Source organism: Pedobacter endophyticus (assembly GCF_015679185.1).
Lineage (GTDB): Bacteria > Bacteroidota > Bacteroidia > Sphingobacteriales > Sphingobacteriaceae > Pedobacter > Pedobacter endophyticus.
The window spans coordinates 5,309,650-5,335,449 of the sequence record NZ_CP064939.1 but is presented as its reverse complement, the minus strand read 5'-3'; the positions used below and the strand labels follow the sequence as shown (position 1 = coordinate 5,335,449).

22 protein-coding genes are annotated in these 25,800 nt (G+C 41.6%); 11 read left to right on the top strand and 11 right to left on the bottom strand.

Going from position 1 to position 25,800, the window contains the following annotated elements:
- Positions 1 to 147: 147 nt before the first annotated feature.
- From IZT61_RS21770 to IZT61_RS21760, 3 genes are all read right to left on the bottom strand, one after another.
- Positions 148 to 1,266 carry a FecR family protein gene (locus IZT61_RS21770; protein WP_196099098.1) on the bottom strand — a complete coding sequence of 373 codons (1,119 nt, stop codon included), beginning with the start codon at positions 1,264 to 1,266 and terminating at the stop codon, positions 148 to 150.
- Between the two features lie 146 nt (positions 1,267 to 1,412).
- Positions 1,413 to 2,057, bottom strand: a complete 645-nt coding sequence (locus tag IZT61_RS21765) for an RNA polymerase sigma factor (RefSeq protein ID WP_230383794.1) — start codon at positions 2,055 to 2,057, stop codon at positions 1,413 to 1,415.
- Positions 2,058 to 2,842: 785 nt separating this feature from the next.
- A complete protein-coding gene (locus IZT61_RS21760) occupies positions 2,843 to 3,091 on the bottom strand; it encodes a hypothetical protein (RefSeq protein WP_196099097.1) in 249 nt (82 codons plus the stop codon).
- Positions 3,092 to 3,127: 36 nt separating this feature from the next.
- Here IZT61_RS21760 and lat point away from each other — a divergent pair, with 36 nt between their 5' ends.
- Together lat and IZT61_RS21750 are read left to right on the top strand one after the other, a co-directional pair.
- Positions 3,128 to 4,459, top strand: a complete 1,332-nt coding sequence (gene lat / locus IZT61_RS21755; protein WP_196099096.1) for an L-lysine 6-transaminase — start codon at positions 3,128 to 3,130, stop codon at positions 4,457 to 4,459.
- 2 nt (positions 4,460 to 4,461) lie between these two features.
- The gene (locus tag IZT61_RS21750; RefSeq protein WP_196099095.1) at positions 4,462 to 4,863 is read left to right on the top strand and encodes a hypothetical protein; all 402 of its coding nucleotides are present in this window, start codon (positions 4,462 to 4,464) and stop codon (positions 4,861 to 4,863) included.
- A 1,092-nt stretch (positions 4,864 to 5,955) separates the two neighbouring features.
- On the opposite strand, the gene IZT61_RS21745 is transcribed toward IZT61_RS21750, so the two are convergent.
- The 4 genes from IZT61_RS21745 to IZT61_RS21730 form a co-directional block, all read right to left on the bottom strand.
- Positions 5,956 to 7,317 carry an acyl-CoA dehydrogenase family protein gene (locus IZT61_RS21745; RefSeq protein ID WP_196099094.1) on the bottom strand — a complete coding sequence of 454 codons (1,362 nt, stop codon included), beginning with the start codon at positions 7,315 to 7,317 and terminating at the stop codon, positions 5,956 to 5,958.
- Between the two features lie 797 nt (positions 7,318 to 8,114).
- Positions 8,115 to 8,831 (bottom strand): bacillithiol biosynthesis deacetylase BshB1, encoded by a 717-nt coding sequence (gene bshB1 / locus IZT61_RS21740; RefSeq protein ID WP_196099093.1) that lies wholly within the window; start codon positions 8,829 to 8,831, stop codon positions 8,115 to 8,117.
- 4 nt (positions 8,832 to 8,835) lie between these two features.
- Entirely contained in the window at positions 8,836 to 9,351 is a 516-nt protein-coding gene (locus tag IZT61_RS21735; protein ID WP_196099092.1) for a glutathione peroxidase, read from the bottom strand.
- A 5-nt stretch (positions 9,352 to 9,356) separates the two neighbouring features.
- Positions 9,357 to 9,971, bottom strand: coding sequence for a DUF4294 domain-containing protein (locus IZT61_RS21730; protein ID WP_196099091.1), 615 nt, complete (start codon positions 9,969 to 9,971; stop codon positions 9,357 to 9,359).
- 109 nt (positions 9,972 to 10,080) lie between these two features.
- On the opposite strand from IZT61_RS21730, the gene IZT61_RS21725 reads away from it, so the two are divergent.
- The 6 genes from IZT61_RS21725 to IZT61_RS21700 all read left to right on the top strand — a co-directional run bounded on the left by IZT61_RS21725 (position 10,081) and on the right by IZT61_RS21700 (position 17,454).
- Complete coding sequence (locus tag IZT61_RS21725; RefSeq protein WP_196099090.1) at positions 10,081 to 12,288, top strand: RelA/SpoT family protein; 2,208 nt, start codon at positions 10,081 to 10,083, stop codon at positions 12,286 to 12,288.
- A 246-nt stretch (positions 12,289 to 12,534) separates the two neighbouring features.
- Positions 12,535 to 13,029, top strand: a complete 495-nt coding sequence (locus tag IZT61_RS21720) for a Fur family transcriptional regulator (protein WP_196099089.1) — start codon at positions 12,535 to 12,537, stop codon at positions 13,027 to 13,029.
- A 38-nt stretch (positions 13,030 to 13,067) separates the two neighbouring features.
- A complete protein-coding gene (locus IZT61_RS21715; protein ID WP_196099088.1) occupies positions 13,068 to 14,348 on the top strand; it encodes an adenylosuccinate synthase in 1,281 nt (426 codons plus the stop codon).
- Between the two features lie 762 nt (positions 14,349 to 15,110).
- Positions 15,111 to 15,338, top strand: coding sequence for a hypothetical protein (locus tag IZT61_RS21710; protein WP_196099087.1), 228 nt, complete (start codon positions 15,111 to 15,113; stop codon positions 15,336 to 15,338).
- On the top strand, positions 15,335 to 15,637 hold the full coding sequence (locus IZT61_RS21705) for a type II toxin-antitoxin system RelE/ParE family toxin (protein ID WP_196099086.1): 303 nt from the start codon (positions 15,335 to 15,337) through the stop codon (positions 15,635 to 15,637). The genes IZT61_RS21710 and IZT61_RS21705 overlap by 4 nt, the downstream gene beginning before the upstream one ends.
- Positions 15,638 to 16,197: 560 nt before the next feature.
- Entirely contained in the window at positions 16,198 to 17,454 is a 1,257-nt protein-coding gene (locus IZT61_RS21700; protein ID WP_196099085.1) for an anthranilate synthase component I family protein, read from the top strand.
- A 292-nt stretch (positions 17,455 to 17,746) separates the two neighbouring features.
- On the opposite strand, the gene IZT61_RS21695 is transcribed toward IZT61_RS21700, so the two are convergent.
- The 4 genes from IZT61_RS21695 to IZT61_RS21680 form a co-directional block, all read right to left on the bottom strand.
- Positions 17,747 to 18,550, bottom strand: coding sequence for a M48 family metallopeptidase (locus IZT61_RS21695; RefSeq protein WP_196099084.1), 804 nt, complete (start codon positions 18,548 to 18,550; stop codon positions 17,747 to 17,749).
- An 88-nt stretch (positions 18,551 to 18,638) separates the two neighbouring features.
- Positions 18,639 to 19,286, bottom strand: coding sequence for a glycerol-3-phosphate 1-O-acyltransferase PlsY (gene plsY / locus IZT61_RS21690; protein WP_196099083.1), 648 nt, complete (start codon positions 19,284 to 19,286; stop codon positions 18,639 to 18,641).
- Between the two features lie 49 nt (positions 19,287 to 19,335).
- Positions 19,336 to 20,178 (bottom strand): carboxylating nicotinate-nucleotide diphosphorylase, encoded by an 843-nt coding sequence (gene nadC / locus IZT61_RS21685; protein ID WP_196101385.1) that lies wholly within the window; start codon positions 20,176 to 20,178, stop codon positions 19,336 to 19,338.
- A 687-nt stretch (positions 20,179 to 20,865) separates the two neighbouring features.
- A complete protein-coding gene (locus IZT61_RS21680; RefSeq protein ID WP_196099082.1) occupies positions 20,866 to 21,264 on the bottom strand; it encodes a DUF4783 domain-containing protein in 399 nt (132 codons plus the stop codon).
- Between the two features lie 170 nt (positions 21,265 to 21,434).
- On the opposite strand from IZT61_RS21680, the gene gpmI reads away from it, so the two are divergent.
- The 3 genes from gpmI (at position 21,435) to IZT61_RS21665 (ending at position 25,572) form a co-directional block, all read left to right on the top strand.
- Positions 21,435 to 22,958 carry a 2,3-bisphosphoglycerate-independent phosphoglycerate mutase gene (gene gpmI, locus IZT61_RS21675; RefSeq protein ID WP_230383793.1) on the top strand — a complete coding sequence of 508 codons (1,524 nt, stop codon included), beginning with the start codon at positions 21,435 to 21,437 and terminating at the stop codon, positions 22,956 to 22,958.
- Complete coding sequence (locus IZT61_RS21670) at positions 22,958 to 23,485, top strand: hypothetical protein (RefSeq protein ID WP_196099081.1); 528 nt, start codon at positions 22,958 to 22,960, stop codon at positions 23,483 to 23,485. The genes gpmI and IZT61_RS21670 overlap by 1 nt, the downstream gene beginning before the upstream one ends.
- 608 nt (positions 23,486 to 24,093) lie before the next feature.
- The gene (locus IZT61_RS21665) at positions 24,094 to 25,572 is read left to right on the top strand and encodes a sulfatase-like hydrolase/transferase (RefSeq protein ID WP_196099080.1); all 1,479 of its coding nucleotides are present in this window, start codon (positions 24,094 to 24,096) and stop codon (positions 25,570 to 25,572) included.
- The last annotated feature ends 228 nt before the right edge of the window (positions 25,573 to 25,800 follow it).

Genomic DNA, 25,800 nt, shown 5'->3' with positions numbered 1-25,800 from the left:
GCTGCTTTTGTCCAAATTTCTTCCGGGGGCGTTGTCGCGCTTCCGGTTTTTCTTTTTAAGGCAGATCTAAATTTCTGGTAGTTTTTTCATCATAAAGTTCGGTTTGGTTGTTGATTAATTTATTTTGGTTTTTGAGGCAGTTGCAGATCAGTTTCCGATGATGGTTATCACCTTTCCTTCGATCTCGATATTCAGGTGGTTCAGTTCCAAAATCTTAAATACATCAGAAAGGTTGCTGTTTCGGGGGATTTCTCCAAAAAACTTTTCGGTGGTAATTTGTCCTTTGTATACCACATCGATATCGTACCAGCGAGAAATCTGTCGCATTACGGTTCTCAAATCGTCGTTGTTAAAGGCGAAGATGTCGTTCTTCCAGGCCACTTCCTGATCGGTATCCACATTTTGGCCCAGCGATAATCGGTTAGTTCGCGTATCAAGCCTAGCCTGTTCGCCCGGCCGCAAGTTAACAGCACCCGTTTCGTTGCTCACCTTTACGGCACCTTCTAACAAGGTGGTTTTTGCCATCAGTTCGTCTACGTAGGCATTAATATTAAAATGCGTGCCCAGTACTTCAACAGTCTGACTGTTCGTTTTCACCCTGAAAGGCCGGCTTTTATCTTTTGCTACTTCAAAATACGCTTCGCCGTTCAGCTCAACTAAGCGTTCGCCCTTTGCAAAAGAGTAAGGATATTTTAACGAGGTTGCTGCATTTAGCCACACCTTGGTACCGTCGGGCAAACTCACCTGGTACTGGCCACCACGCGGTGTAGAAATGACGTTGACGCCTGTAGCACCTGTTGGATTATCTTGAATAATGTATTCTAATCGGCCGTCTTTGTCCTTGCGGATAATGATTCCGTTTTGACTGGCAATTTCGCCATTTTTCGCCTGATCGAGATCAACGATACTTCCGTCGGCTAGCGTCAATATGGCTCTGTTCCGTCCCGGAAGCACATCTTTGAGCTCCTTTTTGGCCAACAAAGCCGGTGCTTGAGGCTTGTGGTTATAATAATAAAGCGCAATGGAAAAACATACGAGCACTGCCGCAGCAACAGCAACACGTTTGAGGCGCACTAGTTGCCTAACCTTTTGTGAGGAACGTAGCCTTTGAAAAACCTCACGCTGGCTGGCCTCAATTTCGGCATAACCGGGCGCATCTTTTTTAAATGGCAATTGAAGATACCAATCTTCAACAATAGCTTTTTCTTCTGGCGTACAATTGCCAGAAAGATATTTTTCTAAAAGCTTTTTTGCATTATTCTCCATTAAAAAAGGAAATTTAGTTTGGTTGATTACAGTATATACGGCGAAGCCTACTAGCTGGGGGTATATAAAAAGAGATATTTTTTATCTTTTTTGAATTAACATGGATTTTGCCAGAAAATTGGCCACAAAAAGATACAAAACAAAATTTATTGATGTATTTTGAGGATAAATGCAATGTAAACAACCGCACCGAGGCGCGATCTTAAAATACGCAGCGCATTTTTAACCTGTGTTTTAACAGTTAATTCAGAAAGGCCGAGTTCTTCGGAAATTTCCCGATGCGTTTTGTTTGCTTTGCGACTTAAAATAAAAATTTCACGCATTTTGGGAGGCAGTGCATCAATTTCCTGTTCAATAAGAGCAGCCATTTGCCGCTCCCGAACACGATGATCGGTACGAACATGATCCTGATCCATAAAATGCTGAAGAGAATCGACATATTTATTTTCTACCTTTTGATGGGCAAATACATCCAACACCCGATTTCTGACCGCGGTGTACAAATAAGCAGAAAGGTTTCCATCGGGGTCGATTTGCGCTCGTTTTAACCAAAGCGACTCAAATAGCTGGTGAACCACGTCCTTTGCCTCTTCATCATCGTTAAGGCGCTTGCTGGCATGGATAAACAATAAGCCATAAAACCGATTATAAACCTCGGTAAAAGCCTGTTCGTTACCCTTGGTGAGCAATAACGCCAATTCACGATCTGAACATAAATGATAAGGATGCATAGACTTATCACAAAGATAGTTGAATTTTAAGGAACTTGCTAAGCCAAAGCACTTCAGCATGTTTTAATATTGAACACCGACATTACAAGCTACGAATGACAGCGCCAGTTTTGTCATTTTGACGAATAGCCTGTCCCGACTTCTCGGGAAAAAATCCCCGTCTGAACGGACGGGCAGGCGTGACCTACATCTCACCGTCCTTGCCCCCTTCACTTGCCCTCTTTTGCCAGTGGGCGTTCGGCGTTTCATCGCTTGGAGATCCTTCCCCGAACTATCCGATCGTGTGGACACATTTCCTTTCAACTCATCGTCATTCCCGCGCAGGCGGGAATCTTAATGCAAGGCACCCAATTGTTGCGCATTAAGATCCCTCCCGAAGTTTCGGGAAGGATGACGACCGTTCTTGGATAACCCCCTAAAATTTTATCGTTATTTTGAGTTTTCGTAGTTTGAAAACCACGTTTCAAAGATGCGTCCACACGATAGGAAGTATCAGGACACGCGTTGCACTATCATTGACGTTTTTTGCAACAATTTAAAAATCGTCATTTCGAGCGCCCGCCTGATCCGGACGGACAGGCAGCCGAAAAATCTTTATTCAGGGTTCAAAGATTTCTCCACTTCGGTCGAAATGACGACCCTTTCTAGGCGTCCTCCTCTAAAAGCGTCACTAATATTGATTTCATTTCTAATAATTACCCCTCAGGATGACAGCATTGAAACCTGTAATGCTAACCGATGCTCTTTGCAAACCAACCTCTGAAAATGACCACCGCTCTTAAATAAGGTATACAAAAAAATCATGTGCCTTGCACAAAACACGACGAAAACTGACGCTTTGCGCATTATTTTTCGCCCATAACCCGTCTATTTGGCGCAGCTGAAAAACAAATATTTTGCAACTCCGCTCCTTCAAAAACCAAGTTTAATTCATTTAAACGCATATTGCATTTTTTGTCGATCTTTTTTGACTCAAAAAATCGTGGTTTAAACCATTTAAAGTGTCTTTTTTTCGCATATATGGCTTTAAACAGTTTAAACTCACTTTTTAGCTTTTTGAGTACAAAAAGTGCCTGAATTTGGATTTTAGGCACTTTTTACTAAATTTGAAATATACCAAGACCAAATTTATGTATCAATTAACCGTACCTGCCGATCGCGTGCGCGAATCATTAAATAAACACATTTTAGCCGATGGCTTCGACCTTACCTATGATATAGAAAAAAGTCAGGGCGCCTATATTTACGACGCTAAATACAATAGAAAACTGCTTGATTTTTTTACCTGCTTTGCCTCAGTTCCATTGGGTTATAATCATCCGAAAATGGTTAACGATGAAGGCTTCAAGAAAAACCTTTTGCTGGCGGCAATGGCCAACCCATCTAACTCTGATGTTTACACACAACAATTCGCTCAGTTTGTAGAAACATTTTCGGCGGTGGGTATTCCCGATTATTTGCCACATGCTTTTTTTATTGCCGGCGGTGCTTTAGCGGTAGAAAACGCCATTAAGGTTGCTATGGATTGGAAAGTTCAAAAGAACTTTGCCAAGGGCTATAAAGAAGAAAAAGGCGTTAAGGTGCTGCATTTTGAACGGGCTTTTCACGGCAGAACCGGTTATACGCTGAGTTTAACTAACACCTTGCCCGATAAAACCAAATGGTTTGCCAAGTTCGACTGGCCGCGGGTAGCCGTTCCTGAGGTCAAGTTTCCGCTTTCTGGAGATCATTTGGCAAAGGCCATTGAGACGGAAGAAGAATCGATAGCGCAAATAAAAAAGGCCTTTGCTGAAAACAAGGATGAGATTTGCGCCATCATTGTTGAGCCCATCCAATCGGAAGGTGGCGACAACCATTTGCGAGAAGAATTTTTAATTCAACTGAAAACCCTTGCCGATGAAAACGACGCTTTTTTAATTTACGATGAAGTACAAACCGGCGTTGGCCTAACGGGCAAATTTTGGTGCCATCAGCATTTTAGCGAAAAAGCCCGCCCGGATATCATCGCTTTTGGTAAAAAGATGCAGGTTTGCGGCATATTGGTGGGTAAAAAAGTAGATGAAATTGAAAAGAACGTATTTAACGTGCCGAGCCGCATCAACTCTACATGGGGTGGCAATTTGGTTGATATGGTACGCTCAACTCAAATTCTTCAAATTGTTGCCGAAGATAATCTTTGCGAAAATGCGGCCACACTTGGTGGATATTTAAAAGATAATTTAGCTGGTCTTGCCCAAAAATTCGATAAAATGAGCAACGTTCGCGGACGCGGTTTACTTTGCTCGTTCGATTTCCCAACCAAAGAAATGCGAAACGATTTTATTACCAAAGGACTCGAAAATAACGTGATGTTTTTAGGTTGTGGCGAAAAAACAATTCGCTTCCGCCCAGCACTTTGTATTGAGCAAAAACATATTGACGAAGGCTTGACGGTTATGGAAAAAATATTGCCTTTATTGTAGCGATGAGCAGAAAATCTTTAATTTATTCTATCACAGCGATCGTTCTATTGATTGTTTTTTTTATGGTTCGTGCTATTTTCAACCAGCCAGGCATCGACGATATGAAAGCTGGTTTTAAGGAAATCGTAAAGTACAGAAACGCAAATAACACTGGCCCGGTACAACGGATTTATGTGGTAACGGTTAAAGATTCTGTTTGGAGCGAAATGAAGGATTATGGAAATTTAATGCCCCACACCAAATATGGCAATACCAAAGTGTTTTTTTTCATGGAAAACTCCAGCGTACCCCAAACGTTGCACCCCGGCGACGTTAATTTTGATCCTCAGTTTAACAGTTCATGCGTCGCACTATTCGAAAAGAGCGCCATGAGTCAGGTAGCGTTTAATAAATATCCGTTTTGATGGCTTTCTGCACAGCCTATCATCAAATTTCAGTGGTCAATAATCAATTATCAAGGAAGTCATCCGATGAATACCTGCAAGCCGACTATATTCATCGGATGACTTAATTAGATTGACAGATATTCGTTTCCTAGTTTTTTCTCGATAAGTTGCCGCCTTAAGTAAACCGATGCTTTACGCATACCCGTCATGTGCGAAATTTTAAAATAAATTGTTTAGACCTCTTATTTTTTTTAGGGAAATGAACGTGCAGCTCATTTTGGCATCTTACGCCCCGTGCCAAAGGCACTTCCTTGGAGCTTTCCCTCCTGCCAATTAGAAAAAAATTGGCATCCGTTCCAATCCTATGGTGTGGACACATCTTTGAAACATCGTTTTACGAGCTGGAATAATCAAAATAACAATAAATTTTATAGCGTCTTCTAATAACGGTCGTCATCCTCAGAGGTCAGTTTTTGAAAAAACAAAGGAGTTAGGATGAGATTTTTTTCAGCGAATCATCATTGCGAGGCCAGGTTCGTGCGAGCCGAAGCAATCTGATTTACGAAATGAGATTGCTTCGTGCCTCGCAATGACGATCTTTCATATGCCTGTCATTGGTAGCTTGACTGGGGATCCTAATGCGCAAAAATTGGGTGCCGAGCATTAATCCCGTACGTACGGGACCGCCTGCGCGGGAATGACGGCAAGAAAACGGAGATGCGTCCACACGAAAGGTTCCAATCGGGTTTAGATACAACAGCCGCTGCACAGAAGCATCGTTAATAAACCCGACAGCAGCGGCAGCCCCGAAACCTTTTCGGTGAGGGCTACAGCGCATGGCGGGACTAAAGAACCGATGTAAAACTGATGTTCATTTCCAAATTATTGCCTGCAGCACGGCTCCTTTCTAAACGCATTACGGTTCAACTAGGCCAAGTCATCCGATGAATACCTGCAAGCTGCCTATATTCATCGGATGACTTAATCACCAGTGAACCAATAACACCAATTAACCAACCCAAACAAATCAAAACGCATAACTAAGCTAAGTCATCCGATGAATACCTGCAAGCTGCCTATATTCATCGGATGACTTAATCACCAATGAACCTAAACAAACGCCGAGAAACCGGTAATAGCCCGGCCAACGATTAAGGTATTGATTTCTTTTGTGCCCTCGTAAGAGTAAATGGCCTCGGCATCGGCAACGAACCGGGCTACGTTATATTCGAGCAGTATGCCGTTTCCGCCCATCACTTCACGGGCTTTACTTACCACATCGCGGGTACGCAACGAGCAAAATACCTTTGCCAGCGATGCGTGTTCATCTTTCAATAAACCCTGATCTTGCAGCTGCGACAGTCTGAAGCACAAGGTTTGCATAGCCGTTAAATTCGATAACATTTCTACCAAATGGTTTTGAATCAGTTGGTACGACGCAATTGGTTTACCAAATTGTTTACGGGTTTGGGTGTAAGCAAGCGCATTTTCGTAGGCGCCACGAGCGCAACCAACAGCTTGCCAGGCCACTCCTGCCCTGGTCATCTGCAAAACCTTGGCAGTATCTTTAAACGAGTTGGCGTTTTGCAAGCGGTCAGCGTCTTCTATTTTGCAATTTGTTAACGTAATTATTCCATTTTGAACGATTCGCAAAGCCATCTTATCCTGCATTTTTTCGACTGAAAAACCAGGGTTGTCTTTTTTAACAATGAAGCCCTTTACCTCGCTGCTGTCCTCATCGCGAGCCCAGATGATGATGATGTCGGCGAAAGTGGCATTTCCAATCCATTTTTTCTGCCCGTTCAGCATCCATTTTTCACCAACTTTTTTACACGTCATGGTTAAGCCTCCGGCAGCGGCCGACCCAACTTCGGGTTCTGTTAAGCCAAATGCGCCAATTATTTTAAACTGTTGCATTAGCGGCAACCATTGTTGTTTCTGCTTTTCTGAGCCACATAAATAAATGGAACCCATTGCCAGGCCGCTTTGAACACCGAAAAACGTGGAAATAGAGGTGTCGATTCGGGCCATTTCCATGGCCAAAATGCCTTCCATTAAGTTCGATTTGCCGGGACAGCCGTAGCCTTTGTAGGTTAAGCCACAGATATTGAGCTCGGCTAGCTTTGGAATAATCTCATACGGAAACTCAGCCTTGTTCCAATAATGGTTTACAATGGGTTTCACTTCTTTCTCTAAAAATGCCCTAACTTTTAACTGCAAAGCCCGATCTTCCTCATTCAGCGCCTCATCACCCAAATGATAAAAGTCGCCCTCGATTGGCGGAAGTTCTCTTTTTTTACCAGATCTGCCCATCATTTTCATCATTCCTTGAATCTGTTTCTCATCCAGGTTTGATATAGTTTCGACCATTTTGGGTAAATCGACTTTTTTTGATAACGCGTCTAGCTTATCAAAATCTACATGTTTAAATAGCTTGTACGCATTTTTGAGTGAAGAAAGTATATTCGCCATTATTATTCGTTTTGAGAATAACAAACGAGTGCTGATTTTGTTGGCGAGGGGTTGTTGTGGTCACTTTGAACCTTTCGTCATTTCGATACTATTGCCCCTTCTTGGTACTAATTGGCAACAAATATCTCAACCGATGAAGGATCGCTTTTCAATATGACGGTGTATTTATAATCCATCATTTCGAGCGCAGCCGAGAAAATCTGTTTGCTAAGTACTGCTACCCTTCATTTTCACGTCATTTCGACCGTAGCGGAGAAATCTGTTTGCTAAGTACTGCTGCCCTTCATTTCCCGTCATTTCGAGCGCAGCCGAGAAATCTGTTTGCTAGGTACTGCTGCCCTTCATTTTCCCGTCATTTCGAGCGCAGCCGAGAAATCTGTTTGCTAAGTACTGCTGCCCTTCATTTTCCCGTCATTTCGAGCGCAGCCGAGAAATCTGTTTGCGAAGTACTGCTACCCTTCATTTTCCCGTCATTTCGACCGTAGCGGAGAAATCTGTTTGCTAAGTACTGCTGCCCTTCATTTTCCCGTCATTTCGACCGTAGCGGAGAAATCTGTTTGCTAAGTACTGCTGCCCTTCATTTTCCCGTCATTTCGACCGTAGCGGAGAAATCTGTTTGCTAAGTACTGCCGCCCTTCATTTTCCCGTCATTTCGACCGTGGCGGAGAAATCTATTTGCTAAGTACTGCTGCCCTTCATTTTCCCGTCATTTCGACCGTAGCGGAGAAATCTGTTTGCTAAGTACTAAAGGATCGCTTTTCGATATGACGGCGTATTAACGTTCTTCGCCTAAAACCTTACCGCAGATCGAACAAATTATCAACGCCCAATAACTTTCTTGAGGTAAAGCCCTCGCCAAAAGTGGCGCCAATACTCTTACCGAACTCCCTCGAACGGCCAATAACGGTTTCAAAAAACTCTGGCGACGAAATATAAGTTTGTTGTCCCGCAACATCTGGATTGTAAAACTGCGTTTTAAATGCCTTAATCGACTCAATCTTTTTGTCCATATGATCAGAAATATCGACAATGATATCAGGCTTAAGATAACGGTCCTGAATAAATTGAAGCAATAACCGAGGGCGGTGGGCAGTTTGTTTAGCTCCGTCAACCTCAGTTTCAATCTTGGGCAATCCGGATAGAAAAACAGCATCGTACACCAAATCGCCTGCTCTACCGTGATCTGGGTGGCGATCTTCCAACGCATTGCTTAAAATAATTTCTGGTTGGTATTTTCTGATGGCCTTTATGACTTCCAAACGGTGAAATTCATCATTTTGAAAAAATCCATCACGCAGCCTTAAGTTTTCACGGGCGTGCAAACCTAAAATTTTGGCCGAATCAGCAGCCTCTTCATCCCGCGTTTCGGCGGTTCCCCGGGTTCCCAGTTCACCGCGGGTTAAATCTATTATTCCTACCTTTTTACCAAGGGCTATGTGCTTCAAAATCGTTCCCGAACAGCAAAGCTCTGCATCATCGGGATGAACGGCGATAACTAAAATGTCTAATTTCATTAATTTATTGTTGGTGGTCTTCAGTCAGTAGGCGCTGAATTTTCTTTTTAATCTTTGAGCTCAGGGGCTTGGTAAACGGCAGATAATAATCTACAAGTTCGCCCTTTTTGTTAATGAGGTATTTATGAAAGTTCCATCGCGGTTTAGAGCTTAGACTGGCATTCTGCTTCTTATCGCCTAAAAACTGATACAGCGGATGAGCATGTTCGCCACGAACCATAATTTTATCAAATACAGGAAATGTTGCACCGTGATTGACCTCGCAAAATGAAGCGATTTCCGCCCCGTTAAGCGGCTCCTGCTTACCAAAATCGTTAGATGGAAAACCCAAAATTTCGAAATCGGGATTGTCAATTTCGTCTCTCAACAATTGCAGCTCCTTTAACTGTGGCGTAAAACCGCACTCGGAAGCCGTATTTACGATTAAAAGCACCTTGTTGCGGTAAGCAGACAAAGGCTGGTCTTCGCCATTGATCTTTTTAACCTTGAAAGAATAAATATTCGGAATGCTCTCCTGCATTATAATTATTGATAAAAACCCGAGGTACGGATGATGGATTCGATATCCCTGTCCTCATTTGGATCGTAAGTACTTTTTAAATTGTGGCCAACCACACGTGCAATAATCTGATATGAAAATGCTGCAAAGCCGCCCTTTGTTTGTTTAACAATATCGTAGGTAGTTCTGCCTACTTCGCGGTCGATCAGCTTGGTTAAAATTTGCCCTTGCGTAATGGTCAGTTCCTTTATCTCCCGGTTAAACATGTCTTTTATTTCCTTATCGCACTGTTTAACCAATTTTTTTTGCTCCTTTTTTTCGGGTGTATGGGCAATATCCTGTTCTAATTGTTCGTACCGGCGCTTGGCATACAAGGCATAGGGCATCACCTTTAATACGTTATAGCGCAACCGGTTAAAAGCGGCCTGTTCGGCAGGCGATTTCCAGATCCTCGCCGCGTAAATGCTCACATCCTGCAGTTGCATCCAGGGAATCATTACACCATGATCATTTGTAGAGGCCACTCTGATGGTGTCTGCCTTGCCCAATTTCGGAAAAACCGGAGCAATAGAATCTTGCGCTTTTAGCTTTACGCTAAAAATCATGACAATAAACAGAATGATTAGCCCTTTAAATTTCATAAATTTATACTTTTACAAAGTTAGGTGTTATTTCATATATTAGTTGTTCAACCAAACTAATATAAGTTTTATTACTAAATAAGACGCAAATTTTACGCAAAAAAAACAAATGAAAACAGAGTTAGTGATTGATTTAGAGGCGGAAAAGCAAGAAATTCTTAAACGATATAGGGCATTATTACGGGCGAGCAAATCAACTTTACAACGGGGCGATAAAAAAGAAATCAGGAAAGCTTTCGATATGGCGCTGGAGAGCCACAAAGATATGCGCCGTAAATCTGGCGAGCCTTATATTTACCATCCTATTGCCGTGGCGCAGATTGCTGCCGAAGAAATTGGCCTGGGCACAACCTCCATTGTGTGTGCCTTGTTGCACGATGTTGTAGAGGATACGGACATTACGCTCGAAGATATTGAGCGAGAATTTGGCAAAAAAACCGCGAAAATTATCGATGGACTAACCAAAATCTCGGGCGTTTTTGATACCAATAGCTCGCTACAGGCCGAAAATTTTCGGAAGATGTTACTTACGCTTGCCGATGATGTTCGCGTTATTTTAATCAAGCTTGCCGATCGTTTGCATAACATGCGTACGATGGATTTTATGCCTCGCCATAAACAGCTTAAAATTGCCTCAGAAACCATTTACCTCTACGCCCCACTGGCCCACAGGTTAGGGTTATATGCCATAAAATCAGAGTTGGAAGATCTTTCAATGAAGTATCTCGATCCTGACACCTATAAATTCATCGCCAAAAAGTTAAACGAAAAAAAGGCTGAGCGTGCGCTGTTTATCAAGAAATTTGTTGAACCAATTGATGAAATCGTTCACGAGCAGGGTTTAGTAGCTGATGTGTACGGAAGGCCCAAATCTATCCATTCGATATGGAATAAGATGAAAAAGAAGAACATTCCCTTCGAAGAGGTTTATGATCTTTTTGCCATTCGCATCATCCTTGATTCGGCCATAGAAAACGAAAAAGCGGATTGTTGGAAAGCGTATTCAATTGTAACGGATTTGTACCGCCCCAATCCGGATCGCCTCCGCGACTGGGTGTCATCGCCGAAGGGTAATGGCTACGAAAGTTTGCACACTACTGTAATGGGACCCCGCGGACAGTGGGTTGAGGTTCAAATCCGCACACAAAGAATGAACGAGATTGCCGAAAAGGGATTTGCAGCACACTGGAAATACAAAGAATCGAGCAATGATAATGGCCTGGATCAATGGATTCAAAAGGTTCGCGAAATGTTAAGCAACCCGGAAGCGAATGCATTGGACTTCCTTGATGATTTCAAAATGAATCTTTTCTCTGATGAGATTTTCATTTTTACGCCAAAAGGAGCCTTAATCCAACTCCCATTGGGTGCAACCGCTTTGGATTTTGCATTCGAGATCCATACCGGAGTCGGCGCAACGTGTATTGGGGCCAAGGTAAACCATAAACTGGTTCCTATTTCCTACAAACTCCAAAATGGAGATCAGGTAGAAATCATCACCTCGAACAAGCAAACACCAAAAGAGGATTGGCTGAATATCGTGGTTACCGCGAAGGCAAAATCGAAGATAAAGTCCTCGCTCAAAGAAGAAAAACGTAAAATTGCCGACAATGGCAAGGAGATTTTGGAACGTAAAATGAAGTCGCTCAAAATTACCTACAATACCGATAACATTCAGAAGCTGAGTTACTTCTTCAAGCTGCCATCTACGCAAGAGCTTTTTGTAAACGTGGCTTTGGGTAAAATAGAACTCAAGGATATTAAGGAATACCTGAATACCGAAAAAGAGGTAGAAAGCCGCGGGCCCGAGCGTCCTGAAAACCTTAGCGTCGAAGGAGTTAAAAGCAAAATTAAAGGTGGCGATTCGGACATTCTGTTAATTGGCGAAGATATGCAGCGCATCGATTACACGCTTGCAGCTTGTTGTAACCCAATTCCGGGCGATGACGTTTTCGGTTTCATAACAGTTAGCGATGGCATCAAAATCCACCGGACTAATTGTCCGAATGCTGCCCAATTAATGGCAAATTATGGCTATCGGATTGTAAAGGCAAAATGGAACAAGCAACAGGAACTGACTTTTTTAACCGGTTTGCGCATTGTAGGGATAGATGATGTTGGTTTGATAAACAATATTACCCGGGTAATTTCTACCGATTTTAAGGTAAATATGCGATCGATTACCGTTGATACCAATGAAGGCATTTTTGAGGGATCGATCATGATTTTCGTTAACGATACAGAGCATCTGGAAAACCTGATTAAAAATTTGTTGCAGGTAAGAGGAGTTACAGGCGTAACAAGGTTTGATGCATAGTCTTGAGTCGGGAGTCGTGAGTCCGGAGTCGTTAGTCCGAAGTCAGAAGTCCGAAGTCCGAAAGTCCGAAGTCCGAAAGTCGGAGGTCTGGGTGCATACGACACGACTTTAGACTACAGACTAAAGACTGTCGACTAAAGACTATGGACTAAGCACTTCGGACTTCCCGACATATTACAACAATTCAACAATCAAACACTACAACAATCAAACAATTTATATACCTTTGAATGGAGTTTAAAAACTATGTCTGAACAAAATACAAATGAGCTCGTTCGCAAGATTTTTGAGGCTTATTTAGAAAACAAGAATCTACGCAAAACACCTGAGCGTTTCGCCATATTGGAGGAAATATATTCCAGAAACGACCACTTTGACGTTGAAACCCTATATATTCACATGAAGAACCAAAAGTACCGCGTAAGTCGTGCTACGGTGTATAACACGTTAGAGCTATTGGTTTCATGCGATCTGGTTACCAAACACCAGTTTGGCAAAAACATGGCGCAATTCGAGAAATCTTATGGGTACCGCCAGCACGACCACGTAATCTGTATTGAGTGTGGTAAGGTTGTAGAATTCTGTGATCCCCGTATTCACCAAATCCAAACCATGGTTGGCGATCTATTAAAGTTTGATGTAAAGCACCATTCTTTAAACCTCTATGGTTTCTGCTCAGATTGCAGCATGGCCCGAAAAGTAAGCGAAAGCACCGAAGCGGCCAAGGTTGAAGCAAACTAAATCAATTTACAAAATAAAACCAGCTTAAATTTTTAATAATGACGCAAGTAGATGTACTTCTCGGCCTGCAATGGGGCGATGAAGGAAAGGGAAAAATCGTTGATGTACTAAGTCCAAAATACGACCTGATTGCCCGTTTTCAAGGCGGCCCAAATGCCGGACATACGCTAGAGTTCGATGGCAAAAAATTCGTTTTAAACACCATCCCATCCGGAATCTTCAACGAAAAAACCATGAACTTAATTGGTAACGGTGTAGTTATCGATCCCATCATTTTAAAAAGAGAGTTAGATAATTTGAAAAAAGCTGGTCACGATCCGGTTGCCGAGGGTAAATTAGTTATCGCCCGTAAAGCACACCTGATTTTACCAACCCACCAGTTATTAGATGCGGCCAACGAAGCACGCATGGGTAAAAACAAGATCGGTTCAACCCTTAAGGGAATCGGCCCAACATATATGGACAAAACCGGTCGTAACGGCTTACGCGTTGGCGATACTACCTTACCCGATTTCAAAGAACGCTACACCAAACTGGTAGAAAAACATACCGAAATCCTTTCTCATTACGAAGGTTTTGAATATGATCTTACCGAAAAAGAAGCTGCATTTTTTGAGGCAATCGAATTTTTAAAAGCAATTCCACATGTAGATAGCGAACACTTCGTTAACGGTTACTTAAAAGATGGTAAGGCTGTTTTAGCCGAAGGTGCCCAGGGTACATTACTAGATGTAGATTTTGGTTCATACCCATTCGTAACTTCAAGCAATACTACAACTGCAGGCGCTTGTACCGGTTTAGGCATCGCACCTAACAAAGTTGGCGCAGTTTACGGCATTTTTAAAGCCTATTGTACTCGTGTCGGTGGCGGTCCGTTCCCTACCGAATTAGACGACGAGGTTGGCGAAAACCTACGTGCTTTAGGTCACGAATTTGGCGCAACAACAGGCCGTGCACGCCGTTGCGGATGGATTGATCTTCCTGCACTGAAATATGCCATCATGTTAAACGGGGTGACAGAATTAATTATGATGAAAGCCGATGTTTTAGATACTTTCGACACAATTTACGCTTGTACACACTACGAATACAATGGTGAAACAATCGATTATATGCCTTACGACATCATTTCAATCGAACCAAAACCGGTATTGAAAGCAATTGATGGTTGGGCAACCGATGTAACCAAAATCACTTCTGTTGAACAAATACCAGCAAAACTGACTGATTACATTGCATTTTTAGAAAAAGAATTAGAAGTACCCATTAAGTTCCTTTCAGTAGGGCCTGATAGAGCACAGACTTTAGCATTGAGATAAAACGCCTTCTCGCCGCAAACCGTTGACTGAAGTCAACGGCAATGGAGTGCAAAATATCTATCATCAAAAAGCCTTTAAAAAGCAATCCAAAATTGGGTTGCTTTTTTTTATACATCAAGTCGTCATCTCATCCGCAGCCCTCATCTCGGCCGCAGCGGAGAGATCTTTTTAACTCGCTCTTTACCTTCTTCAACCGTTGACTGAAGTCAACGGCAGTGAAGTGCAAAGTATCTATCATCAAATCGCTATCAAACCATTACCGTCAGTTTCAACTGACGGAGCCAAAAACAATCCATAATTGGGTTGCTTTTTTTATACATCAAGTCGTCATCTCATCCGCAGTCGTCATCTCGACCGCAGCGGAGAGATCTTTTAAACTGGTTCTTTACCTTCTTCAACCGTTGACTGAAGTCAACGGCAATGAAGTGCAAAATATCTATCATCAAATCATTGCCGTCAGTTTCAACTGACGGAGCCAAAAGCAATCCAAAATTGGGTTGCTTTTTTTCATGAATTAATCGTCATCTCGACCGCAGCCGTCATCTCGACCGCAGCGGAGAGATCTTTTTAACTCGCTCTTTACCTTCTTCAACCGTTGACGGCAATGAATTGCAAAATATCTATTATCAAATCATTACCGTCAGTTTCAACTGATGAAGCCAAAAGCAATCCACAATAGGGTTGCTTTTTTATTTTGGAAAGGAAAAACAGCAATTTGCTTATAACATTCTATTTATGTAAATTTGAGTATAACACATCATTATGGCAATTATCTTAGAAAATGAAATGCTTAATTATTTTACTCAGCTAGATGATGCCGAAAAAATGTCTGTGGTCAACATGTTGAAAGCGTTTATAAAAAGTAAAGGCGAAAATGGCAATATTACTTTAGACCAATATAATAATGAACTTTTAGCTGCAGAAACTGAATTTAAAAACGGCAATTTCATCACGCAAAATGAGCTATTGAAAGAAATCAAAAGTTGGTGAAGAACACTTTAGAAATTGTTTGGACTAAGCCAGCGCAAAACCATCTGAAAGAAATTCACGATTATATCAGCAAAGAATCTGATAAGGCTGCAATCAAGGTGATTAATGATTTAGTTATTGCTGTTGAGAATATTGCAAAATACCCCGAAAAGCATAAAATCGACCAGTATAAAAAAGATAACGATGGAACCTATCGTGCTTTTGAAAAACATCATTTTAGAGTATCTTATCGTAATGAAAACGAAATAATTCGAATATTAAGGGTTAGGCATACCAAGATGAACCCTAAACAACACTGACTTTTCTTTTACAATGTCGTCATCGGCTGCTAGCTAAGTCATCTCGACCGCAGCGGAGAGATCTTTTAAACTGGTTCTTTACCTTCTTCAACCGTTGACTGAAGTCAACGGCAATGAATTGCAAATGCCTATCATCAAATCGCTATCAAACCATTACCGTCAGTTTCAACTGACGGAGCCAAAAGCAATCCATAATTAGGATGTTTTTTTTAGGAATTATTCTCAATCGCAACCGTCATCTCGACCGCAGCGGAGAGATCTTTTTAACTCGCTCTTTACCTTCTTTAACCGTTGACTGAAGTCAACGGCAATGAATTGCAAATGCCTATCATCAAATCGCTATCAAACCATTACCTTCAGTTTCAACTGACGGAGCCAAAAGCAATCCAAAATTGGTTTGCTTTTTTTATACATCAGGTCGTCATCTCATCCGCAGCCGTCATCTCGACCGCAGCGGAGAGGTCTTTTAAAGTGGGTCTCTGACCAGAATCCCAATATCCTCAAAATTCTCTACATCGCATCTTTCCACTTCTATTGCGTTTACTTACCTTTGGCGCATCTTGGAAACCCTACAAAACACATCCGATTTTAAACAAAGCGCATTGCGTTGGGCAAACCAGTATGATGTGTGCTGCTTTTTAGATTCCAATCATTATAAAGATGCCTATTCGGCTTACGATTTTATCCTTGCTGTAGATGTTCAGGCAGAACTAAAATGCGCTAACGGAAACGCATTCGAACACTTAAAAACATTTTACGAACTCCATAAAAACTGGCTATTCGGTTTCTTTAGCTACGATTTAAAGAATCAGACCGAAGATCTTCAGTCGAACAACGCCGATTATCTAAATTTCCCTGACCTCTTCTTTTTTGTTCCCAGGTATTTAATCGCTTCAAAGGATGGGCAGTTACAAATGCTCATGGGTGACAACGCCATTTTGGAAGAAATCAGCAACTTCATTATTACCGAAAATGACGCAAACGAATCGATAAAAATAAAACAACGGCTTTCCAAGCAAAATTACCTGGAAAAAGTCGACGCCTTAAAAGACCATATTGCTCGTGGCGACATTTATGAGGTAAACTTTTGTCAGGAGTTTTTTGCAGAAAATGCGACAATTAACCCTTTGCCAACTTTCGAACTGCTGAATAAGGTATCTCCCACCCCCTTCGCTGGCTATTTCAAGATTTATGAGCAGTACATTTTATCTGCAACACCCGAGCGATTTTTGTGTAAACGTGGTTCAACTTTAACGTCTCAACCCATTAAGGGAACGGCACGGCGAAGTAACGATCTGGCAGAAGATGAGCAGATCAAAATTCAGCTTAAAAATGATATCAAGGAGCAATCAGAAAATGTGATGATCGTCGATCTCGTCCGTCACGACCTCACCAAGTCAGCCGTTAAAGGCTCTGTGAAGGTAGATGAACTGTTTGGCATTTACAGCTTCCCCCAGGTACACCAAATGATTTCAACCATCAGCTGCGAACTAGATGCGCAAGTCCATTTTATCGACGCAATTAAAAATGCTTTTCCGATGGGTTCCATGACGGGTGCACCGAAAGTTAAAGCGATGAAATTAATCGAAACCTACGAGGAAACCAAAAGAGGAGCTTATTCCGGCTCCTTCGGTTGCATTACGCCCGAAGGCAATTTTGATTTTAATGTCGTAATACGAAGTATCCTTTATAACGCCAGCAGTAAATACTTATCCTTTCAGGTCGGTGGTGCAATTACATTTCAATGCGATGCAGAGAAAGAGTACGAAGAATGCTTACTAAAGGCAAGCGCAATATTGAAGGTATTGGGAAATTAGTTCATTGGTTCATTGGTTCATTGGTTCATTGGTTCATTGGTTCATTGGTTCATTAGGGTGAACAGCTCCCTAACGCCATTGTTTTTGTGAACTGCATTCAACCAGGTGCAACGCCTATTCATCAAAAATCTGTCTTTCAAAAATACAAAAGGTGAAAAGTTTCTGCATCACGCAAAAACCTTTCACCTTAAATCATTGTATTTTTCACGTTTCTTAGGCACCTAGACTTTGCTTGGTCTTTTATCTTTAGTCTTTCAGCTTTAGTCTTTTAGCTACCTTAAACCTTTCTATTTTATTTCTTATAATATTTCATCGCCTCTGGTAAATCTCTTTGTATTTGCGCAATACGCGATTGATCAGTCGGGTGGGTACTTAAAAAAGCTGGTGGTTTTTGTGAACCTGCACTGGCTTGCGCCATTCTTTGCCAAAAAGCGACAGCATTACTGGGGTTATAACCGGCCATTGCCATGAAAGACAAACCCATTTTATCAGCTTCCAACTCTTGATTTCTGCCATATTTTAAAATAGTCAACTGTCCGCCTATACCGTAAGCCTGGTTGATATAATCAGCGTATTTTGAATTAGATGACGCTGCTCCTACTAATGCTCCTCCAACCTGTGCAGCTTGCATTTGAGAAGCTCTTTCGGCAGAATGCTGGGCAATAGCGTGCGCAACCTCGTGTCCCATTACAGTGGCCAAGCCAGCTTCATCTTTCGTTACCGGTAAAATCCCCGTGTAAACTGCAATCTTACCGCCCGGCATACACCATGCATTGATTTCCTTACTATCGATCAAATTATATTCCCATTTATAATTTTTTATCTGCTCACCGTAACCGTTCTGGTTCATGTATTGAGTTACTGCGGCGGCGATTTTTTGCCCAACGCGTTTTACCATGGCAGCGTTGCTATTGCCCGCTGAAATTACTTTCGTTTGCGGGTCACTCAACAATTGTTGATATCCGATTGCAGCTTGTTGTTGCAAAGAACTCTCATCCACTAAGCTTAACCTGCTTCTGCCTGTTAAGGGAACAGTAGAACATGAGTTGAATAGTAAAATTCCGGCAACACTTGCCGATAAAAATAACTTTTTCATAAATTTTGTCGTTAATGTCAATCCTTTCTGCGATTTTGAATAGTAACAGCGATTGAACAAATATGTTTCGAAGAATCGTATCGATTGATCAATTCGTCTTTTTCCTGAACAAATAAACCTTCGATTCTTTGCCTTTTAACAGTCTTTCGAGATTTTTCTGGTGCGTAACCAAAATTAAGATACAAACTACCATTCCATAAAGGACTTCGGATTTGATAGAGACCTGAAACAGAAATACAACACTTAAGGGGAAAGTAAATCCCGCACAGATTGAACTTAGAGAAACGTACTTTGTAATTAGTAAAATAACTACGAAAACCAGTACACAGAGCATCGATGCTTCGAAATTTACTGCCAGTATCATCCCAAAAAGAGTGGCAACACCCTTGCCGCCCCTAAAACCTGCAAATACCGGAAATAAATGGCCCATTACAGCAGTAACGCCCAGGGCAAGTTGGTAGTTTACAAAAACAACTGAGTTTTGGGGGCCTGTTACAGAAAGTCCGATGAAATAGGCCAGATTTGTTGCGGTATAGCCCTTTGCAATATCAATCACCATTACGGCGATTCCAGCTTTTTTGCCTAAAACCCGAAAAGTATTGGTTGCACCGGCATTACCGCTGCCATACTCGCGTACGTCAACGCCATAAAAAGCCTGGCCGAGCCAAACAGCCGTTGGTATTGATCCAAAAAGATACGCAACTAATAATGCGCTGAGCGAATAAACCGTAACCATAGCCTACAATGATACAAAAAATAAGCTTTCAATTTTATACGAATTCACCTTAATATGCTTTTAAACTAATGTCGAGGCTTTTAACAGAATGGGTAAGTGCACCCATTGAAATAAAATCGACTCCGCAAGCCGCGTATTCTGCCACATTTTCCTCAGTAATTCCGCCCGAGGCTTCGCTGATGAATCGTCCATCAATCATTTTAACAGCTGTCTTTAGGTTGTCGAAAGCAAAGTTATCGAGCATAATTCGATCTACTCCGCCAATAGCCAGCACCTCCGACAACTCCTCGAGGTTGCGCACTTCGATTTCGATTTGAAGCTTCTTGCCATTCTCAGCAAGGTATTTTTGAGCCGATTTAATAGCATTTGAAATCCCGCCCGCATAATCAACATGGTTATCTTTAATCAATATCATATCGTAAAGCCCGATACGATGATTAACGCCACCACCAATTCTTACTGCCCATTTCTCCAGGTAGCGTAAACCGGGTGTAGTTTTACGAGTGTCTAAAATCTTAGTTTTCGTATCTTTTAACAGCGAAACGATACGATGAGTTTTCGTTGCGATACCACTCATCCGCTGCATGCAATTCAACACCAAACGCTCCGCGATTAAAATAGAATGTGTACTTCCCGAAACCGTTAAGCCAATATCGCCAACGCTAACCTCAGCACCATCGTTAAGCAAAACAGTAACCTTTAAATCGCTGTCTACTACTTTGAAAATTTCAACGGCAAGTTCCATTCCGGCCAAAATCCCATCCTCTTTAATAATCAGTTTAGCCTTGCCCTGCGTACCCGCTGGAATTGTTGAAAGAGACGTATGGTCACCATCGCCAACGTCTTCGGCAAGTGCATTTTTTATGAATTGATCGATCAGCTGAATGTCCAAAATATTGATTTTATACAGCAAAAATAAGAATTATTTATTAGCTGACAATTTTAAGTTGGGATACGAAGTTGGGAGTCCGGAGTCAGAAGTCCGGAGTCTGGAAGTCCGAGGTCCGAAGATAAAAGCTAAAAAATAAAGCGTAAGAAAGTTGGGAGCGCGGAGTTGGGAGTGCGGAGTTCGAAGTCCAAAGTCTGAATCTCAAAGATTAAAGCGGAACGCAATTCGCAAGTAACGAGTCGAAGTCTGCTCCTCGCCCATGGAGATCAATGCTATTAAATTAAGTTATCATTTGTCAGTCTGAGCGGAGTCGAAGACCTTTTCTGTATGATAAAACAAAAATATCTTCGTTGGACTGCGCTACCATTGACGTGTTTTTGCAACACACTGATAAACAGCGCCACAAGTTAACCACCCCAACCTCCCGAATTGGTCGGGATAGGCTCTCCTAAAATGGGAAAGGAGTAGCAACTGCACAACCATTTGGCCTCGAAAACATCAAAGATCACACTTTCCAACTCCTCCCGATTTCTTCGGGAGACAAGTGCCAAAGGCATCGCTTTGGGAGGGCGGTTGTTTTATACGTTATTCATGTTGAATCTTTTTCTGAATAATTTAAACTTAGAACAACAATATTTTGTAGTTTTATCCTTAACTCAATACATCAAAATAGAGAGTTGCAAGAGGCTCCTAATCTTTCGCTGGTTCTATTCTCAGCTCGGTAATCAGATAATTGCTATTAAACTTTTTCATTGTAACCGAAACCCTAAAGGTCTCTTTCGATGTGCTCAGCAAAATGACGCCAAAGCGATAGTTGGGATTGGTGTTTATCTTATGAAAAATACTTGTTTTAACCGGCGGGTGCTTAATAAAAAAATCTTTCAGAATCTGCTCGCCCTGTGCTTTTGAGTATACATCTTCTTCGTCAACGATTATCAGTTCAATGGTAGAGGCGAAATTTCTTGCTATTTCTTTAGCATTGCTTGATTTAAAATACGACGATAAATCATCAATAATATCGGCCTGAAACGGCTTTGAACTAAATAATGATGATAAACTAATAATGAGTATAAATAAGCTTCGGGTCATTTCTGTATTTTATACAGAACCATGTAGCTAAAATTATGCCATTAGCTCATCAAAAAAACCAATTCATAATTTATATAAGCTTCAAGAAAGCTATATTTGTCCTATTAATAAAACGAAAAACATTATTTTTCGGAAAATGTTTTTCGTTAGATATAAATTTTTTTTAGAAGATGATAAATAACAAGAAACTCGCACTCATAATTTTAGACGGTTGGGGCTACGGAAAGCAAGATAATTCTGATGCTGCTTATGCTGCCAACACCCCATTTTTCGATTCATTGTTGCAAAATTATCCCAATTCGAAGCTTGAGGCCTCTGGCGAAGCAGTCGGACTGCCAGCCGGTCAAATGGGCAACTCTGAAGTTGGGCACATGAATTTAGGTGCCGGACGTGTTGTTTATCAGGAACTGGGAAGAATAAACAAAGCGATTGTTGACAGAGAATTGCACAACAATCCGGTTTTGGTTTCAGCCTTTAATTACGCAAAGCAAAACAACAAAGCGGTACACTTTATCGGGCTTGTTTCAAACGGTGGTGTACATGCACATATTGAGCATTTAAAAGCGCTATGCGACGCTGCAAACGAAGCACAAGTTGAAAAAACGTTCGTTCATGCTTTTTTAGACGGACGTGATACCGACCCGAACTCGGGACTTGGCTTTATTACTGACCTTCAAAACCACATTCAAAATACCAATGCAAAGCTGGCCACAATGGTGGGCAGATATTATGCAATGGATCGCGATAATCGTTGGGAACGTGTTAAACAGGCTTATGATGTAATGGTGAATGGCATCGGCGAAAAAGCTACAGACGCCGCAGCCACAATAAAAAAATCGTATGCAGATGGCATAACCGACGAATTCCTTAAGCCTGTTGTATTGACTGATAATAATGGAACAGCTGTTGCAACCATTCAAAATGATGATGTGGTCATCTGCTTCAATTTCCGCACCGATAGAGGGCGTGAAATTACTACCGCACTTACACAAAAGGATTTTCCTGAACAACAGATGCACAAATTGCCATTGTACTACGTTACGATGACTACATACGACGAAAACTTCGCCAATGTAAATGTTGTTTTTACCAAAGACGACTTGACCAAAACCATCGGCGAAGTATTGGCTGAGAACAACAAAAACCAGATTCGCATTGCCGAAACCGAAAAATATCCACATGTAACTTTCTTCTTTTCGGGAGGCCGCGAATCAGAGTTCAACAATGAAAAACGCATTTTAATTCCATCGCCAAAAGTAGCCACTTACGATTTGCAGCCAGAAATGAGCGCCGCAGGAATTACCGAGGCAATTACGGCAGAAATGGAAAAAGGATGGGCTGATTTTATTTGCCTAAACTTTGCCAATCCCGATATGGTTGGCCACACCGGGGTTTTCGATGCCGTAGTAAAAGCAGTTGAAACTGCCGATAAATGCGCTCAAACCGTCGTTAACAAAGGACTCGAGCACGGCTATTCGTTTATTCTTTTGGCAGATCATGGCAACTCAGAATACATGGTAAATGCCGATGGATCGGTAAATACTGCGCACACCACTAACCTGGTTCCCTGCATATTAATTGATAATGACTACAAAGCCATTGCCGATGGGAAACTTGGCGACGTTGCCCCTACTATCTTAAAGATTTTGGGCGTTGCCATACCTGAAGAAATGACGGGTAACGTTTTAGTATAATGACTAAAAACCTTTATGTCTTGTTGTTTGCTTCGATTTTGTTTTCATGTACCGAAAAAAAGACTGAAGCAAACAACAAATTACTGTATTTCGATTTGCAGGGCTATTTTAAGAAAGAAAGCCTGCGAATGAAAAAGGCAAATCCGAGCGTTTTTAAAACCGTGAGCATAAACGGTGCAACAGAAAGCAAGAAGATCAAAATTGCCGATTGGGAAAGAGAATTTGCTGTCTTTATCAATGCCGACATCAACAAAGCCTCGTGGAAAGGTAGTTTTCAAACCAATGTAGCTGATAGCAAAATCAGTTATATCACTAACAACAAGAAAATTCCTGTAAAAAAGGTTACAATCGCCCGTCGCGATTCCACTGTAAGTATGGTGCAGATCATTATTCATAATAAGAATGTGCTGTTCCAGTCTAACGATACCCTAACTTATTATCCTGACAGTTTGTACGACATTTCAAAGAAGCAAAAAATCAGGATTCTTAACGAGAAAAATTATAAAATTACAGGCAGGCTTAAGTAAAAAAGCGGATGCTTTACATTTGTTCTGATATTGTGTAAAGCTGATTAAAGCCGTTGCTGTCGCGTTTATTAACAGCAGTTAGCTGCTAAAGAAGTCAAGTTTTTCTAGCCAGGCGTTTAGAAACTTGACTTCTTTTGTTAGTCCATTGCACCAACCTTATGTTCCTAAACCTGATCGAAGCGGGATGCTCTCCAATCCTTTCTCGGGAGCAGAAGCGGGAGCGCAATGTCATTTAGTTAAGCTCGACGGGTGTCATCCGATACCTATCGGATCTGAGCCTTTCGACTTGAGCTTGTATTGAGCGTAGTCGAAATGCTCAAGATAAACTCAGTCGAAGACCTTTTCTGTAGGAAAAAACAAATAAACATCGCCCTTCGACTCAGCTCAGGGTGACAGTGTTTTTTGTTTTTTCCTTAACTAAATGACGTTGAGGAGCGGGAATGAGAACCGCCACAAGCAGTGAACATACATTTCATAAAAAAGCGTCTCTAAAATTGTCAGCTGCCAGCCTGTCCTATTTAATCTATTATAACGTAGTAACCATCCATTATAATTAATCAAGAAAATTCTGTATATTGTTGCTAACCAATATAAACCAAGCGTTATTTATGATTTTCCTAACCCGTTGCATTGCAATTATTTTCGTTAGTATCCTTTTGATCACAAACCTGGCCAAAGCACAATCAAAACCAAACATTGTTTTTATTTATACCGACGATCAGGCCTACTATACCATCCACGCGTTGGGCAATAAAGAAATTGAAACGCCCAACCTCGATCGCCTTGCAAGGATGGGAAAGAGCTTTACAAATGCTTACAATATGGGGGCCTGGCACGGCGCAGTTTGTGTTGCTTCGCGATCGATGATTATTACCGGTAGAACCATTTGGAACGTTAAAAAAATTGAAGATAAGCTACCCGGTTTTTCTGAGACTACCTGGCCAAAAATGATGGAGCGTGCCGGTTACGAAACCTACATGACCGGAAAGTGGCATGTTAATATCGATCCAAACAAAATATTTCAGCATGTTACCGACGTTAAGCCGGGAATGTTGCCCTACGGAACGCCCGAAAATGCAAAACTTCCGGGGTTTGTGAGCAACAAAAATTTTAACACGCCGGGCTACAACAGACCGCAGAGCGCTAACGATAATACATGGTCGCCCTCTGATGAGCGCTTCGGCGGATATTGGGAAAACGGAACACACCAGTCGGTGATATTTAAAAAGAACTCAATCTCACACATCGAGGCAGCCGGCAGGCAAGAAAAACCATTTTTCTTGTATCTGGCCTCCAATGCTCCTCACGATCCACGTCAATCGCCAGAAGAATATATAGATAAGTACCCATTAAACGGCATTTCTATGCCTAAAAGTTGGTTGCCCGAAAACCCGTACAAAGATTCGATAGGCAATGATGCTTCGCTTCGGGATGAGGCGTTGGCGCCCTTTCCAAGGACCGAATTGGCCATAAAAACGCATTTACAGGAGTATTATGCCGCTGTTACATTTTTAGATAAGCAAATTGGCGAAATATTGGATGCACTTGAAGCCACAGGAAAGATGAACAATACCTATATCTTTTTTACCGCTGATCATGGTCTGGCCATGGGAAGGCACGGTTTTATGGGTAAACAGACGCTTTTTGAACACAGCATGAAACCGCCGGTTATTGTAGCGGGCCCGGGCATTGCACCAAATACAATTTCTGAAATGCCTGTTTATTTACAAGATATCATGGCTACCAGTCTTGAACTTGCCAACGCTGAAAAGCTCAACAATGTAGAGTTTCAGTCGTTTTTAAGCGCTGCTAAAGGAATTTCAAATAAACGAATACACAAAGCTATTTATGGGGGTTATATGAATCTACAGCGTAGTGTGCGGGTTGGCGATCATAAATTGATTCTGTTTCCTAAAATAAATAAAATACTCCTGTTCGATTTGAATAAAGACCCTGAAGAAATGCATAATCTTGCTGACGACAAGAAGTATAAATCGACAGCTAAGCAATTGTTTGCAGCATTATTGAAAGAGCAGAAGAAACTGAACGACCCATTGGATATAACCAACATGGCTGAGCTATTATGATGAATTAATTAAAAAAGTGATTCGGTGACCATTTGCACAAAGCATATTATTCATCGGATCACTAACAATAAGCTAACGTAGATATTAAGCCGGCGAATTTTTACTTGTGGCAATCAAGCTTCGGACTCCAGTTTTTCTGACTTCCGGACTTTTTTAAGATAGGGCAATCAAACTTCGGACCCCGGTCTTTCCCACTTCCAGACTTTTTTCAGCTTTATCTTCGGCCCC

Bases quoted from the DNA above. Each gene is read 5' to 3' on its own strand.
- IZT61_RS21745 (WP_196099094.1), bottom strand. From the start codon at position 7,317: ATGGCGAATATACTTTCTTCACTCAAAAATGCGTACAAGCTATTTAAA.
- IZT61_RS21670 (WP_196099081.1), top strand. From the start codon at position 22,958: ATGACTAAAAACCTTTATGTCTTGTTGTTTGCTTCGATTTTGTTTTCA.
- IZT61_RS21730 (WP_196099091.1), bottom strand. From the start codon at position 9,971: ATGAAATTTAAAGGGCTAATCATTCTGTTTATTGTCATGATTTTTAGC.
- IZT61_RS21725 (WP_196099090.1), top strand. From the start codon at position 10,081: ATGAAAACAGAGTTAGTGATTGATTTAGAGGCGGAAAAGCAAGAAATT.
- IZT61_RS21735 (WP_196099092.1), bottom strand. From the start codon at position 9,351: ATGCAGGAGAGCATTCCGAATATTTATTCTTTCAAGGTTAAAAAGATC.
- lat (WP_196099096.1), top strand. From the start codon at position 3,128: ATGTATCAATTAACCGTACCTGCCGATCGCGTGCGCGAATCATTAAAT.
- gpmI (WP_230383793.1), top strand. From the start codon at position 21,435: ATGATAAATAACAAGAAACTCGCACTCATAATTTTAGACGGTTGGGGC.
- IZT61_RS21750 (WP_196099095.1), top strand. From the start codon at position 4,462: ATGAGCAGAAAATCTTTAATTTATTCTATCACAGCGATCGTTCTATTG.
- IZT61_RS21765 (WP_230383794.1), bottom strand. From the start codon at position 2,057: ATGCTGAAGTGCTTTGGCTTAGCAAGTTCCTTAAAATTCAACTATCTT.
- IZT61_RS21695 (WP_196099084.1), bottom strand. From the start codon at position 18,550: ATGAAAAAGTTATTTTTATCGGCAAGTGTTGCCGGAATTTTACTATTC.
- IZT61_RS21680 (WP_196099082.1), bottom strand. From the start codon at position 21,264: ATGACCCGAAGCTTATTTATACTCATTATTAGTTTATCATCATTATTT.
- IZT61_RS21710 (WP_196099087.1), top strand. From the start codon at position 15,111: ATGGCAATTATCTTAGAAAATGAAATGCTTAATTATTTTACTCAGCTA.
- IZT61_RS21665 (WP_196099080.1), top strand. From the start codon at position 24,094: ATGATTTTCCTAACCCGTTGCATTGCAATTATTTTCGTTAGTATCCTT.
- IZT61_RS21715 (WP_196099088.1), top strand. From the start codon at position 13,068: ATGACGCAAGTAGATGTACTTCTCGGCCTGCAATGGGGCGATGAAGGA.
- plsY (WP_196099083.1), bottom strand. From the start codon at position 19,286: ATGGTTACGGTTTATTCGCTCAGCGCATTATTAGTTGCGTATCTTTTT.
- bshB1 (WP_196099093.1), bottom strand. From the start codon at position 8,831: ATGAAATTAGACATTTTAGTTATCGCCGTTCATCCCGATGATGCAGAG.
- IZT61_RS21720 (WP_196099089.1), top strand. From the start codon at position 12,535: ATGTCTGAACAAAATACAAATGAGCTCGTTCGCAAGATTTTTGAGGCT.
- IZT61_RS21770 (WP_196099098.1), bottom strand. From the start codon at position 1,266: ATGGAGAATAATGCAAAAAAGCTTTTAGAAAAATATCTTTCTGGCAAT.